Origin of the sequence: Pseudomonas spirodelae (genome assembly GCF_034653255.1) — a bacterium.
Taxonomy (GTDB): Bacteria; Pseudomonadota; Gammaproteobacteria; order Pseudomonadales; family Pseudomonadaceae; genus Aquipseudomonas; species Aquipseudomonas spirodelae.
Window position 1 is genome coordinate 17,577 of record NZ_JAYEET010000023.1, and the last position, 13,156, is coordinate 30,732.

Consider the following 13,156-nt stretch of genomic DNA (forward strand, 5'->3'; position numbering starts at 1 on the left):
AGTCTAAAAGCGAAACCCGGCCGAAGCCGGGTATCAGGCGCTGCTTGTACTGATTAGTACAGGCGAACGCTGCGGCGCTGCTCGCGCTGCACTTTCTTGGCGTGACGCTTAACAGCAGCAGCTGCTTTGCGCTTACGCTCTGCAGTTGGCTTTTCATAGAATTCACGGCTGCGAACTTCAGCCAGAACACCGGCTTTTTCACAGGAGCGCTTGAAACGACGCAGAGCTACGTCGAAGGGTTCATTCTCTTTAACTTTGACGGCTGGCATCCAGGGCGTACCTTCTTTATTACCGGTGGTAACGTTACTCCTGGCAGATGACGCTGGAGAACGTAGTTTTTAAGGGTTGCGGATGTTACCGCCTCATCGCGAGGAATGCAAAGCCTCTAATCGAAAAGCGCTGGCCGGCGTGCGGTAGCCGCCCTTATCATGCGCGCCTTCGAAGTTGCACACTCTACTACAAAGGCACTGCCCATGCTGGTTCTGGGATTGGAAACCTCTTGCGACGAAACCGGTGTCGCGCTCTATGACAGCAAGCGGGGGCTGCTGGCCGACGCGTTGTTCAGCCAGATTGACCTGCACCGCGTGTATGGCGGTGTGGTGCCGGAGCTGGCGTCGCGTGATCACGTCAAACGCATGCTGCCGTTGATTCGCCAAGTGCTCGATGAGGCCGGCAAGGTTGCGTCTGATATTGACGCGATTGCTTACACGGCGGGTCCCGGCCTGGTCGGCGCGCTCCTGGTAGGGGCCTCTTGTGCGCAGGCGTTAGCGTTCGCCTGGGATATTCCGGCGCTCGGTGTGCACCATATGGAAGGCCATTTGCTGGCGCCGATGCTGGAAGAGCAACCGCCGGCGTTTCCGTTCGTCGCTTTATTGGTGTCCGGTGGTCATACCCAGCTGGTGCGCGTCGATGGTATCGGCCAATACCAGTTGCTGGGCGAGTCCCTGGACGATGCGGCCGGTGAGGCGTTCGACAAAACGGCCAAGCTGATGGGGCTGCAATACCCAGGTGGCCCGGAGATTGCTCGCTTAGCGCTGAGCGGTACGCCTGGGCGCTTCAAATTTCCGCGGCCGATGACCGATCGCCCGGGGCTGGAATTCAGTTTTAGTGGCCTGAAAACCTTCACCCTGAATACGTGGCAGCAATGCCAGGCGGCGGGTGATAACTCCGAGCAGACCCGCTGCGACATCGCCTTGGCATTTCAGCAGGCGGTGGTCGACACCCTCACGATCAAGTGCAAGCGCGCCCTCAAGCAAACCGGGTTGAATAATCTGGTGATCGCCGGCGGTGTGAGTGCCAACCGTGCGTTGCGCGAGTCGCTGGAGAAAATGCTCGGCGAGTTGAAGGGCGAGGTGTTCTACGCCCGCCCGGCATTCTGCACCGATAACGGCGCAATGATTGCCTATGCCGGCTGCCAGCGTTTGCTGGCGGGGCAGCACGAAGATTTGAGCATCAAGGTGCAGGCGCGCTGGCCGATGGAGCAGCTGCCGGCGCTGTAAATGCTGGCTGGGCTCGGTTGGCCGATTTAGAAATGCCGCTCACGGCCGGCGAACAGATCGCGTAAATTGCCGCGATGTCGCCAGACGATCAATCCCGTCAGTACACAGACGGGGAGCAGGGCTGCCGGTTGTTGCCAGGCTAAAAGTGGCAAGGTCAGCGGCGTGGCAATCAGTGCAGCCAGTGAGCTGGTGCGGGTGAGAATAAAGGTAAGCAACCAGGCGGTAATCGCCAGCAAGGCTGCCGGTGGGTAAAGGCCCAGTAGCATGCCTGCGGCTGTGGCGACGCCTTTGCCACCATGGAAGTTGAAGTACAACGGGTACAGGTGGCCGATAACGGCGGCCAAGCCGATCCAGGCTTGCTGCTGCAGGTTGAAGCCGAGCAGGCTGGCGATCACAACCGGTAGCAGGCCTTTGAGCAGGTCGCCGAGCAGCGTCAGGACAGCCAGGCGTTTGCCGGCTAGCCTGAACATATTGGTCGCACCGGGGTTGCCCGAACCACTGGCGCGCGGGTCCGGCCCGCCGGCCAGGCGGCTGAGCAGAATGGCGAAGGACAACGAGCCGAGCAGGTAGGCGAGGGTCGCCAGCAGCCAAAACATGGTATCCATTCCGGGCAAGGGAGCCCTGATTCTAACTAGGTGCGACAGCCTTGTCGTGCCGCGGAGAGCGTGCTTGGACACAGTTTTTATCGAGGGTCTGGAAGTCGACACAGTGATTGGCGCCTACGACTGGGAGCGGACCATTCGTCAGTGTTTGCGCTTGGACCTGTACCTGGGCTGGGATAACCGTCCCGCTGCGGCCGGTGATGAATTGGAAAAAGCGTTGGATTACGCCTGTGTGTCACAGCGTATCCAGGCGTTTGCCAGTGAGTCGCAATTCATCCTGGTGGAAACCTTTGCCGAGCGCCTGGTGCAGGTGCTGATGAGCGAATTCCACATCCCGTGGGTGCGCCTCAAGCTGACCAAGCCCGGTGCGGTACCCGCGGCCAGCGGTGGTGTCGGCGTGGAGATCGAGCGCGGATGTCGCTAACTCGGGTTTTATTGGGGCTGGGCAGCAATATCGAGCGCGAAATGCACTTGCATGCCGGCCTCGAGGCCTTGGCGGAGCTGTTGCGCGAGATGCGTTGCTCGCCAGTATTCGAAAGCCAGGCGGTCGGCATCAAGAGCGGACCGTTCTTCAATCTTGTGGTGGCCGGTTATAGCGAGCTGTCGCTGGCGGACCTAGATCGGCGGCTGAAGTTTATCGAGGCCGACAACGGTCGCTATGCGCCTGAGCGCAAAGGCTTGCCGCTGGATATCGATGTCTTGCTGTATGGCGACTTAGTCGGCAATTACGACGGCCTGATTCTGCCGCGTGCGGAAATCTTGAGGAATGCCTTTGTGCTCTGGCCCCTGTCGTTGCTGGTGCCGGATGTGTTGCACCCCGGGCAGCAGCGCAGCTTTGCCGAGCTTTGGCAGGGCGCGCAGATTGAGCAGCAGCTGTGGCCGGTGGCATTCAGCTGGCGTGGCCAGCCGTTAACCCCGGCGCCGTTGCTTGAGGCTTACCCCGCCGCCTAGTGCTGCGATGGCGACGCGGTGTAGTCGGCTTTGAATGCAGTCAGTGCATTCAGCCGCTCGCGATTTAACGCCTCACCCAACTCAGCCCCCTTGAACCCTTGCGCCAACAGAGGTTGCACAGCTACCGCTCGGGCTGCCTGCATAGCAGCGCGCAGGTAGTCGGCCTGCGGGTAGGGGCGTTGCTCCAGGCCGAGGCGCCCGCGGGCGTCCATTTCGCAGGCCGCGATAAACTCTTCAAAGCGTTGCGGGCGGCGGAATACATCGAAGCCTTGCAGCAGCTTCAGCAACGTCGACGCCTTCAGCTCCAGGGCGCGATGACCGTGGGTGTGGAATTCACCGACCTGCAGGGCCAGTTCCTGGCAATCCTTGGGGGCTTTGCAGCGTTGGTTGATCGCGCGGATCAGCTTCAAGCCTTTGACCTCATGGGCGATATGCCGCGGCCATTCAGTTTCGGGCGTCAGGCCCTTGCCAACATCGTGCAGCAAGCACGCCCAGCGTACGGTAAGCGGCTGCTGGTGTTCGGCGCATTGGCGCAGCACGCTCAGCACATGCTTCCCGGTGTCGATTTCCGGATGATGGGCTGCGGGCTGCGGGATGCCGAACAGGGTGTCGACTTCGGGCAGCAGGACCTGCAAGGCGCCGCAGTCGCGCAGTACGTGGATAAACACATCTGGGCGCGGCTCCATCAGGGCGCGGGATATTTCCTTCCAGCTGCGCTCGGGCGTCAGTGCGCTTAGCTCGCCGGACTCGCTCAGTTCACGCATCAGCGCCAGGGTTTCTGCCGCGACCGTAAAGCCCAGTGGGGCGTAGCGGGCAGCAAAGCGGGCCACACGCAGCACGCGCAAGGGGTCTTCGGCGAAGGCCGGGGAGACATGGCGCAGCAGCCTAGCGTCGAGGTCGCGCTGGCCGCCATAGGGGTCGATCAGCTTGCCTTGGTCATCTTCGGCCATGGCGTTTACCGTGAGGTCGCGGCGGATTAGGTCTTCTTCCAGTGTCACGTCCGGGCTGGCGAAGAAGGTGAAACCGCCGTAACCACGCCCGCTTTTGCGCTCGGTGCGGGCCAGGGCGTACTCCTCGCCGGTCTGCGGGTGTAGAAATACCGGAAAGTCTGCGCCTACCGGGCGGTAGCCCAATTCGAGCATTTGTTCGGCGCTGGCACCGACCACCACCCAATCGATTTCACTGATGTCTCTGTTGAGCAGGCGATCACGCACTGCACCGCCCACTTTAAAAATCTGCATGACTAATCCTCCGTTGTGCAAAGCATAACGGCTGGATGGTGCGGCTGTCTGGTTGGCGCCTTGGCCGGGCACTGGGCGTACGCTCAGTGTACCGGCCGGCTGCGGCGCTTAGGTGGGGGCGCCGGATAAAGCGGCGCTAATGCTCAAATGGGCGGAATCATCAGGTCGAGGCGCGGGTAGTCGCTGCCTTGTGCCGTTTCATGCTGCGGCGGTACGTGCTGGGTGCCGATCAGTTGATCGCCTTGGAACATCTCCAGATGAATATTGAAACCCCACAGGCGGTGCAGGTGTTTCAGCACTTCCTCGGTGGAGTTGCCCAGTGGTTTGCGGTCGTGCTGTTGGTGGCGCAGGGTCAATGAGCGGTCGCCGCGGCGGTCGATGCTCCAGATCTGTACGTTGGGCTCGCGGTTACCCAGGTTGTACTGCGCGGCCAGGGTTTCACGAATCTGCTGGTAGCCGGGTTCGTCATGGATCGCCGGGACGTAAAGTTCGTCTTTCTGATCATCGTCGAGAATGCTGAACAGCTTGAGATCGCGGATTACCTTAGGCGACAGGTACTGCAGGATGAAGCTCTCATCCTTGAAGCTGGTCATGGCGAATTTCAGGGTGCTTAGCCAGTCACTACCTGCAATCTCCGGGAACCAGCGGCGATCTTCTTCGGTGGGTTCCTCGCAGATGCGACGGATGTCGCGATACATGGCAAAGCCCAGGGCGTAGGGGTTGATGCCGCTGTAGTAGGGGCTGTCGAACGGCGGCTGGTAGACCACGCTGGTGTGCGACTGCAAAAACTCCATCATAAAGCCTTCGGTCACCAGGCCTTCGTCGTACAGGTCGTTCATCAGGGTGTAGTGCCAGAACGTCGCCCAGCCTTCGTTCATCACCTGGGTCTGGCGCTGTGGATAAAAGTACTGGGCGATCTTGCGCACGATGCGGATGATCTCGCGCTGCCAGGGTTCCAGCAGCGGCGCGTGCTTCTCCAGGAAGTAGAGGATGTTTTCCTGCGGCTCGGCAGGGAAGCGTTTGTCGTCCTTTTCGCCGCCTTTGCTGGCGCTTTTCGGGATGGTGCGCCAGAGGTCGTTGATCTGCTTTTGCAGGTGCTCTTCGCGGTCTTTCATGCGCCGCCGTTCTTCTTCGGCGGAAATCGGGTAGGGGCGCTTGTATCGATCCACACCGTAGTTCATCAGGGCGTGGCAGGAGTCGAGCAGATCCTCCACCGCATCGATGCCGTGGCGTTCTTCGCACTGCATGATGTACTGCTTGGCGAACACCAGGTAATCGATGATCGAGCTGGCATCAGTCCAGGTGCGGAACAGGTAGTTGCCCTTGAAGAAGCTGTTATGGCCGTAGCAGGCATGGGCGATAACCAGGGCCTGCATGCAGATGGTGTTCTCTTCCATCAGATAGGCGATGCAGGGGTCGGAGTTGATCACGATCTCGTAAGCCAGGCCCATCTGCCCGCGCTTGTAGCCTTTCTCGGTGCTGAGGAAATGTTTGCCATAGGACCAGTGGTGATAGCCCAGCGGCATGCCGACCGAGGCGTAGGCGTCCATCATCTGCTCGGCGGTAATCACCTCGATTTGATTGGGGTAGGTGTCCAGTGCGTAACGCTCGGCCAGTCGGCCGATTTCGCGGTCATATTGGCGAATGAGGTCGAAGGTCCACTCTGAACCTGTGGAGATCGGTTGGCGCCGTTTATCTTGGGTATGGGTCATGTGGCAAGCCTCCGCTGAAACAGGTCGCGGAATACCGGGTAGATATCACCTGCAGAAACCAGCTGCTGTTGAGCAAAGGTGTCGGCAAATGCCTCGCTGACCTGCTCGTACTCGAACCACAGCGCTTGGTGCTCGCGCGGGGTGATCTCTACATAGGTGAAGTACTGCACAAGCGGCATGATCTGATTGATCAGCAGGTCCCGGCATACGGGGGAGTCGTCATTCCAGTTATCGCCATCCGACGCCTGGGCGGCGTAGATATTCCATTCGTTGATCGGGTAGCGCTCGGTCATGACCTCGTGCATGAGCTTGAGTGCACTGGAGACGATGGTGCCGCCGGTTTCCCGCGAATAGAAAAACTCCTCCTCGTCGACTTCCTTGGCGCTGGTGTGGTGGCGGATAAACACCACGTCGATTTTTTCGTAGTTCCGCTTAAGGAACAGGTACAGCAGGATAAAGAAGCGCTTGGCGATGTCTTTGGTCGATTGGGTCATCGAGCCGGAGACGTCCATCAAACAGAACATCACCGCCTTGGAACTGGGGTTTGGCTGTTTGACCAGCAGGTTGTACTTGAGGTCAAAAGTGTCGAGAAACGGCACACGCTTGATCCGGGCGCGCAGTTTGCTGATGTCCTCTTCAAGCGCCTGGATGTCGCCCAAGTTGTCCGGCTGCTCCAACTTAAGACGTTCAAGTTCGGCCTGGGCGGCTTTGAGTTTGTTGCGGCTGCTGCCGGACAGGGCAATACGTCGGGCGTGGGCCGAGCGTAGGGTGCGGACGATATTGATGCGTGATGGGTTGCCTTCGTTGCTGATGCCGGCGCGTACGCTTTTGAAAGTGTCGCTGCCGGTCAGATGGCGTTTGATCAGGTTGGGCAGCTCGAGGTCCTCGAACATAAAGTCGAGGAATTCTTCCTGGGTGATCTGGAAGACGAACTCATCCATGCCTTCGCCGGAGTTGCTCGCCTTGCCGGCGCCCTGGCCGCTGCCACCGCCTTGCGGGCGAGCAATCTTCTCGCCGGTGGTGAATTCGCGGTTGCCGGGGTGCACGGTAGTCTGGCGGCCGCCGCGGCCGTGATGCAGTACCGGCTCGTCGATGTCGCGGCCGGGGATGCTGATTTGTTCGCCGTGCTCCATGTCGGTAATGGAGCGGCGGCTGACCGCCTCTTCCACGGCCTTCTTGATATGGTCACGGTAACGCCGCAGGAAGCGCTGGCGGTTCACCGTGCTCTTGTTCTTGCCGTTCAGGCGTCGGTCGATCACATGGCTCATCACTGCCCTCCGTGCACTGCAGGTATCAAGTGCCGTCGTTGCAGAACCATATAGTTGCGTGCTCTGCAGCGCCGGCAGCTGAAGCGTCAGGCCGTTTTATTGCGATTTACGAACCCGTAGATACCACTCAGACAGCAGGCGCACCTGCTTGTCGGTGTAGCCGCGCTCGACCATGCGAGTGACGAAGTCGTTGTGTTTCTGTTGGTCCTCCTTGCTCGCCTTGGCGTTGAAGCTGATGACCGGCAGCAGGTCCTCGGTGTTGGAGAACATCTTCTTCTCGATCACCACGCGCAATTTCTCGTAGCTGAGCCAGGTCGGATTCTTGCCATTGTTGTTGGCGCGGGCGCGCAATACGAAGTTGACGATCTCGTTGCGGAAGTCCTTGGGGTTGCTGATGCCTGCAGGTTTTTCGATCTTCTCCAGTTCTTCGTTGAGTGCCACGCGGTTGAGGATTTCGCCGGTTTCCGGGTCGCGGTATTCCTGGTCCTGAATCCAGAAGTCGGCGTACAGCACGTAGCGGTCGAAGATGTTCTGGCCGTACTCGCTGTAAGACTCCAGGTAGGCGGTCTGGATTTCCTTGCCGATGAACTCGATATAACGCGGCGCCAGGTACTCCTTGATAAAACGCAGATAGCGCTCGCGGGTTTCAGTCGGGAACTGTTCCTGCTCGATCTGCTGCTCCAGCACGTAGAGCAGGTGCACTGGGTTGGCGGCGATTTCGTGCGGGTCGAAGTTAAATACCTTGGACAGGATCTTGAAGGCGAAGCGGGTCGATAGGCCATTCATGCCTTCATCTACACCAGCGGTGTCGCGGTACTCCTGAATCGACTTGGCCTTTGGGTCGGTGTCTTTGAGGTTTTCACCGTCATACACGCGCATCTTCGAGTAGACGTTGGAGTTTTCTGGCTCTTTCAGGCGGCTGAGTACGGTGAACTGCGCGAGCATCTTCAGCGTATCTGGTGCGCAGTGGGCATTGGCCAGGGAGCTGTTGAACAGCAGCTTGTCGTAGATTTTGATCTCGTCAGTCACGCGCAGGCAGTACGGCACTTTGACGATGTAGATGCGGTCGATGAACGCCTCGTTGTTCTTGTTGTTGCGGAAGCTGTGCCATTCCGATTCGTTGGAGTGCGCCAGCAGAATGCCGCTGTAAGGAATCGCGCCGAGGCCTTCGGTACTGTTGTAGTTGCCTTCCTGAGTCGCAGTAAGCAGCGGGTGCAGCACCTTGATCGGCGCCTTGAACATCTCGACGAACTCCATCAGGCCCTGGTTGGCCCGGCACAGTGCGCCTGAGTAGCTGTAGGCGTCGGCATCGTTCTGCGGAAACTCTTCCAGCTTGCGGATATCCACCTTGCCGACCAGGGCGGAGATGTCCTGGTTGTTCTCGTCGCCTGGCTCGGTCTTGGCTACGGCGATCTGGTTGAGGATCGAGGGGTAGAGTTTGACCACGCGGAACTGGCTGATATCGCCGCCGAACTCCTGCAGGCGTTTAGTTGCCCAGGGCGACATGATGCTGCCCAGGTAGCGCCGCGGAATGCCGTAATCCTCCTCGAGAATCCCGCCATCTTCGGCGTCACTGAACAGGCCAAGTGGCGACTCGAATACGGGCGAGCCCTTGATTGCGTAGAACGGCACTTTTTCGATCAGGTGCTTGAGCTTTTCTGCCAGGGACGATTTACCGCCGCCCACCGGGCCAAGCAAATAGAGAATCTGTTTCTTCTCTTCCAGGCCCTGAGCGGCATGGCGGAAGTAGGAGACGATCTGGTCGATGCATTCTTCCATGCCATGGAAGTCGGCAAAGGCCGGATAGCGGCGAATCACCTTGTTAGAGAAGATGCGCGACAGCCGCGGGTCGGTTGAGGTGTCGAGCAGTTCAGGTTCGCCAATGGCCAGCAGCAGACGCTCGGCTGCTGAGGCATAGGCGCTGCGATCTTGCTTGCACAGTTCGAGGTACTCCTGGAGGGAGAGTTCCTCCTGGCGAGTCGCTTCGAAACGTTGTTGGAAGTGGCTGAAAATGCTCATGACTTCACCTCGCTCGATGCGCAGAGCCGGTGCGGGGTCGGTCAGATGCTGGGTCGCCCCCGGTGCGGATGCAGCCGGGATAAATCCCCCCAGATCACCTAAAAGTCATACCGATGGCCCGATGCCGTTTGGCCGGCTCTACCTTGTTTTGGATGGCCTGAGCTAAAGGATAGTTCGGAATCGGCAGGGGCAAGGGGCGCGCAACGATAACAGGATATTACCGTTGGTCGGGAGTGGTCGGCAGGCCGCTGCTGGTGCGGCCTGGCGCTTTAAAAATTATTCTTCGGTTGATTGTGCGGTCTGGTCGGGGAAGGTGGCTCGCCACAGCTCGAAACCGCCATCGAGGCTGTACACATCACTGAAGCCCTGGCCGACCAAGTAGGCTGCGGCACTCTGGCTGGAGTTGCCGTGATAGCAGGCGACGATCAGCGGCGCATCGAGATCGGCCTGGGTGATAAAGGCGTGCAGTGAGTGGTTATCGAGGTGTTGTGCGCCACTGATGTGGCCGGCGGCGAAGCTCTGTGGGTCACGGATGTCGACCACCACCGCGCCTTGTTGGCGTAAGGCTTGAGCCTGCTCGGGTGGGATGCGTTTGAATTCGCTCATGCTTGCTCCTTACAGTCGCAGCTGTATTTCTCGCCGCTATCGATATTCATCAGGGTCATGCTGGCGCCCCAGACGCAGCCGGTGTCCAGGGCAATCACGTCGGGTTCCGTGGATTGCCCTTCGAGCGCTGCCCAGTGGCCGAAGATGATCCGTTGGCCACGGGTTTTGCGTTGTTTGTAGCTGAACCAGGGCGCGTAACCAGGTGGGGCGCTGCCGACGCCTTCCTTGCTCTTCAGGTCGAGGGTGCCATCGGCTTTGCAGAAGCGCATGCGCGTAAAGTAATTGGTGATCACCCGTAGGCGGGGCACGCCGTGCAGGTCGCTTTCCCACTTGGCCGGTTCATTGCCGTACATGCCGTCTAGAAACAGCGGCAGGCGTGCATCATCACGAAGGACTTCCTCGACCTCGGCGGCACGTTTTAGGGCTTTGCTCATGGTCCATTGTGGCGGGATGCCGGCATGCACCAGCGCGGTGTCGCGGGCCTCGTCGTAATGCAGCAGTTTTTGCCGACGCAGCCAGTCGAGCAAGTCGGCGGCATCCGGCGCATCAATAATCTCGCGCAGGGTGTCACCTTTTTTCAGCCGCTCAATATTGTGCGCAACCGCCAGCAGGTGCAGGTCGTGATTACCCAGTACGCAGGTCAGCACGTCACGGATGTTGTAGAGAAAACGCAGCGTCGCCAGGGATTCTGGGCCGCGGTTGACCAGGTCGCCGACCAGCCACAGCTTGTCTTGTGCAGGGTCAAAGGCCACACGCTCAAGCAGGCACTGTAGCGGTTTCAGGCAACCTTGCAGGTCGCCGACAGCGTAGGTGGCCATTAGTGCAGCGAGCCCGGCACCGCCAGGCGGAAGGGCGCAATTGTGGCGTCAAAGCGTTTGCCGTCTTCGGCGAGCATTTGATAGCTGCCCTGCATTATGCCGACGCGGGTGGTCATCACCGTGCCGCTGCTATAAGTGTGGCTGGCGCCCGGCTCGATCAGTGGTTGCTGGCCAACAACACCGGCGCCACGCACCTCCTGCACACGGCCATCGCCATCGGTAATCACCCAGTGCCGCGAGAGCAGTTTGGCCGGGATTTCGCCGGTGTTGCTCACTGTTACGGTGTAGGCGAAGGCAAAGCGACTCTGCTCCGGCTGCGATTGCTCTGGCAGGTAGCGGGTCACGACGCTGACGTCGATGTGGTAGCGCGAATCGCTCATGGGTCATTAGCTCGGTAGGCAGAAAGCCAGTTTAGTCGCTGTCAGTCGCGGCAGGTTGTTCGGCCAGCTTGTCCGCCAAGCGGACAAATGCAGCCAGGTCCAGTTGCTCCGGGCGCAAGCTGCCATCCACCCCTGCGGCTTCGATGTCATCGGCGGTCAGCAAGGCTTTAAGGGTGTTGCGCAGGGTTTTGCGGCGCTGGTTAAAGGCCTCACGTACCACGCGCTCGAGCAGACGATGATCCTTGGCAGGGTGTGGCAGCACTTCGTGCGGCACCAAGCGGACGATCGCCGAGTCGACTTTGGGCGGCGGGTTGAACGCGCCAGGGCCGACGTTAAACAGATGCTCCACGCGGCAGTGGTACTGCACCATGATCGACAGGCGGCCCCAGTCGCCACCACCTGGCGTTGCCGCCAGACGCTCGACCACTTCCTTTTGCAGCATAAAGTGCATGTCGCGAATCAACGCAGCGTTGTTCAATAGGTGGAAAATTAGCGGGGTGGAGATGTTGTACGGCAGGTTGCCGACCACGCGCAGGCTGTGTGGCGCGGCCTGCAATTGGTTGAAATCAAATTTGAGGGCGTCGCCCTGGTTCAGGCGAAAACGCGGGTTGCTGCCGAACTGGTGTTGCAGGATCGGCACCAGGTCGCGGTCGAGCTCAATCACGTCGAGCTGCGCCCCGCTGTTCAGCAGGCCTTCTGTTAGCGCGCCTTGGCCCGGGCCGATCTCCAGCATGTGCTCGCCTTCGCGGGCATGGATGGCGCGCAGGATGCGGTGAATAACCCCGGCGTCATGCAGGAAGTTCTGGCCAAAACGCTTGCGCGCGCGGTGTTGGTATTCGGACATGCAGCAGCTCCAGGCTTCAACCCAGGGGCTTGAAGCGAATGTAACGCGGGTAGAAAGCCCGGCAGTTTAACAGCATTGGCGGCGCACGCCTGCGCTTGGCGTCGTGCTCAGCAGCTTGCCACCTGGCTCTCGGCCATTGCGTAAGCGGTTTGCAGGGCGACCTGCAGGCTACCACTGTCGATGTTGCCGCTGCCGGCCAAATCCAGCGCGGTACCGTGGTCGACCGAGGTGCGGATGATCGGCAGCCCCAGGGTGATGTTCACCGCTGCGCCAAAGCCTTTGTATTTGAGTACCGGCAAGCCCTGGTCGTGGTACATGGCCAGCACCGCGTCGCAATGCTCTAGATGTTTGGGGGTGAACAGGGTGTCCGCCGGCAGCGGGCCGATCAGGTTGATGCCTTCGCTGCGCAATTGTTGCAGCGCGGGCTCGATGATTTCGATCTCTTCACGGCCCAGATGGCCGCCTTCGCCGGCATGCGGATTGAGGCCGCACACCAGGATGCGCGGCTTAGCGATGGCGAATTTCGTGCGCAGGTCATGGTCGAGAATGCGCGTGACCCTGCTTATGCGCTCTGCGGTGATGGCGTCCGCCACATCCTTGAGCGGCAGGTGGGTGGTCACCAGTGCTACGCGTAGGCCGTGGGTCGCGAGCATCATCACCACTTGCTCGGTGTGGGTCAGTTCGGCAAGAAATTCGGTATGCCCGGAGAAGGTAATCCCGGCTTCGTTGATCACGCCTTTATGCACGGGGGCGGTAATCATCCCGGCAAAGTGTCCATCGAGGCAGCCTTGTCCGGCGCGGGTAAGCGTTTCCAGCACATAGTGCGCATTGCTTGTGTCCAGCTGGCCCGGCTCGACTGGGGCGGCCAGCGGGGTGTTCCAGACATACAGGCTACCGGCGGGGGCAGCCTGGCTCGGCCACGATTCAGGGCCGACGCTGATCAGTTGAATGTTCAGCCCCAGCAGCCGGGCGCGTTCGGCCAGCAAGTTCAGGCTGGCGATGGCAATTAGCGCATGCGGCTGCGCTTCTCTGGCGAGTAGCAGGCACAGGTCGGGACCAATGCCGGCAGGTTCACCGGGGGTGAGGGCAAAAAGTCGGGCGGCAGTCATCGGAGAACTCTCAGTTATGCGCCAACTCGGTTGGTGCGTCAGTTTAGGGTAGCGCTGCGGTAATCGATCAGCATGAAAAAGCCCGGCGATGCGTGTGCATAAGCCGG

Annotated in this window: 14 protein-coding genes; 3 read left to right on the top strand and 11 right to left on the bottom strand. The window is 60.0% G+C overall.

The genetic code is table 11. From position 1 onward, the window contains the following. Window positions 1–53: 53 nt before the first annotated feature. Window positions 54–269: a 30S ribosomal protein S21 gene (rpsU, locus tag SOP97_RS07230; protein WP_003290642.1), complete on the bottom strand. Its 216-nt coding sequence runs from the start codon at window positions 267–269 to the stop codon at window positions 54–56. Between the two features lie 204 nt (window positions 270–473). Here rpsU and tsaD point away from each other — a divergent pair, with 204 nt between their 5' ends. Then, window positions 474–1,499, top strand: coding sequence for a tRNA (adenosine(37)-N6)-threonylcarbamoyltransferase complex transferase subunit TsaD (gene tsaD, locus SOP97_RS07235; RefSeq protein WP_274089058.1), 1,026 nt, complete (start codon window positions 474–476; stop codon window positions 1,497–1,499). 26 nt (window positions 1,500–1,525) lie between these two features. On the opposite strand, the gene plsY is transcribed toward tsaD, so the two are convergent. Continuing rightward, a complete protein-coding gene (plsY, locus tag SOP97_RS07240) occupies window positions 1,526–2,095 on the bottom strand; it encodes a glycerol-3-phosphate 1-O-acyltransferase PlsY (RefSeq protein WP_274089057.1) in 570 nt (189 codons plus the stop codon). Between the two features lie 73 nt (window positions 2,096–2,168). On the opposite strand from plsY, the gene folB reads away from it, so the two are divergent. Further along, window positions 2,169–2,525 (top strand): dihydroneopterin aldolase, encoded by a 357-nt coding sequence (folB, locus tag SOP97_RS07245; RefSeq protein WP_274089056.1) that lies wholly within the window; start codon window positions 2,169–2,171, stop codon window positions 2,523–2,525. Beyond that, window positions 2,516–3,052 carry a 2-amino-4-hydroxy-6-hydroxymethyldihydropteridine diphosphokinase gene (folK, locus tag SOP97_RS07250; RefSeq protein WP_322948778.1) on the top strand — a complete coding sequence of 179 codons (537 nt, stop codon included), beginning with the start codon at window positions 2,516–2,518 and terminating at the stop codon, window positions 3,050–3,052. Before folB ends, folK begins: the two co-directional genes overlap by 10 nt. Here the strand turns inward: folK and SOP97_RS07255 are convergent. The 9 genes from SOP97_RS07255 to pdxA all read right to left on the bottom strand — a co-directional run bounded on the left by SOP97_RS07255 (window position 3,049) and on the right by pdxA (window position 13,049). Continuing rightward, window positions 3,049–4,293, bottom strand: a complete 1,245-nt coding sequence (locus SOP97_RS07255; RefSeq protein ID WP_322948779.1) for a multifunctional CCA addition/repair protein — start codon at window positions 4,291–4,293, stop codon at window positions 3,049–3,051. The genes folK and SOP97_RS07255 overlap by 4 nt on opposite strands. Before the next feature lie 143 nt (window positions 4,294–4,436). Then, window positions 4,437–6,005, bottom strand: coding sequence for a SpoVR family protein (locus SOP97_RS07260; protein WP_322948780.1), 1,569 nt, complete (start codon window positions 6,003–6,005; stop codon window positions 4,437–4,439). Continuing rightward, window positions 6,002–7,273: a YeaH/YhbH family protein gene (locus tag SOP97_RS07265; RefSeq protein ID WP_322948781.1), complete on the bottom strand. Its 1,272-nt coding sequence runs from the start codon at window positions 7,271–7,273 to the stop codon at window positions 6,002–6,004. Before SOP97_RS07265 ends, SOP97_RS07260 begins: the two co-directional genes overlap by 4 nt. A gap of 96 nt (window positions 7,274–7,369) precedes the next feature. Continuing rightward, window positions 7,370–9,292, bottom strand: coding sequence for a PrkA family serine protein kinase (locus SOP97_RS07270; RefSeq protein ID WP_322948782.1), 1,923 nt, complete (start codon window positions 9,290–9,292; stop codon window positions 7,370–7,372). A gap of 276 nt (window positions 9,293–9,568) precedes the next feature. After that, window positions 9,569–9,898: a thiosulfate sulfurtransferase GlpE gene (gene glpE, locus SOP97_RS07275; protein WP_322948783.1), complete on the bottom strand. Its 330-nt coding sequence runs from the start codon at window positions 9,896–9,898 to the stop codon at window positions 9,569–9,571. After that, complete coding sequence (locus SOP97_RS07280) at window positions 9,895–10,716, bottom strand: symmetrical bis(5'-nucleosyl)-tetraphosphatase (RefSeq protein WP_322948784.1); 822 nt, start codon at window positions 10,714–10,716, stop codon at window positions 9,895–9,897. The genes glpE and SOP97_RS07280 overlap by 4 nt, the downstream gene beginning before the upstream one ends. Further along, the gene (gene apaG / locus SOP97_RS07285; RefSeq protein ID WP_322948785.1) at window positions 10,716–11,096 is read right to left on the bottom strand and encodes a Co2+/Mg2+ efflux protein ApaG; all 381 of its coding nucleotides are present in this window, start codon (window positions 11,094–11,096) and stop codon (window positions 10,716–10,718) included. Before apaG ends, SOP97_RS07280 begins: the two co-directional genes overlap by 1 nt. Window positions 11,097–11,127: 31 nt before the next feature. Further along, window positions 11,128–11,940, bottom strand: coding sequence for a 16S rRNA (adenine(1518)-N(6)/adenine(1519)-N(6))-dimethyltransferase RsmA (gene rsmA / locus SOP97_RS07290; protein WP_274089047.1), 813 nt, complete (start codon window positions 11,938–11,940; stop codon window positions 11,128–11,130). A gap of 107 nt (window positions 11,941–12,047) precedes the next feature. Next, entirely contained in the window at window positions 12,048–13,049 is a 1,002-nt protein-coding gene (gene pdxA / locus SOP97_RS07295; protein WP_322948786.1) for a 4-hydroxythreonine-4-phosphate dehydrogenase PdxA, read from the bottom strand. Between the last annotated feature and the right edge of the window lie 107 nt (window positions 13,050–13,156).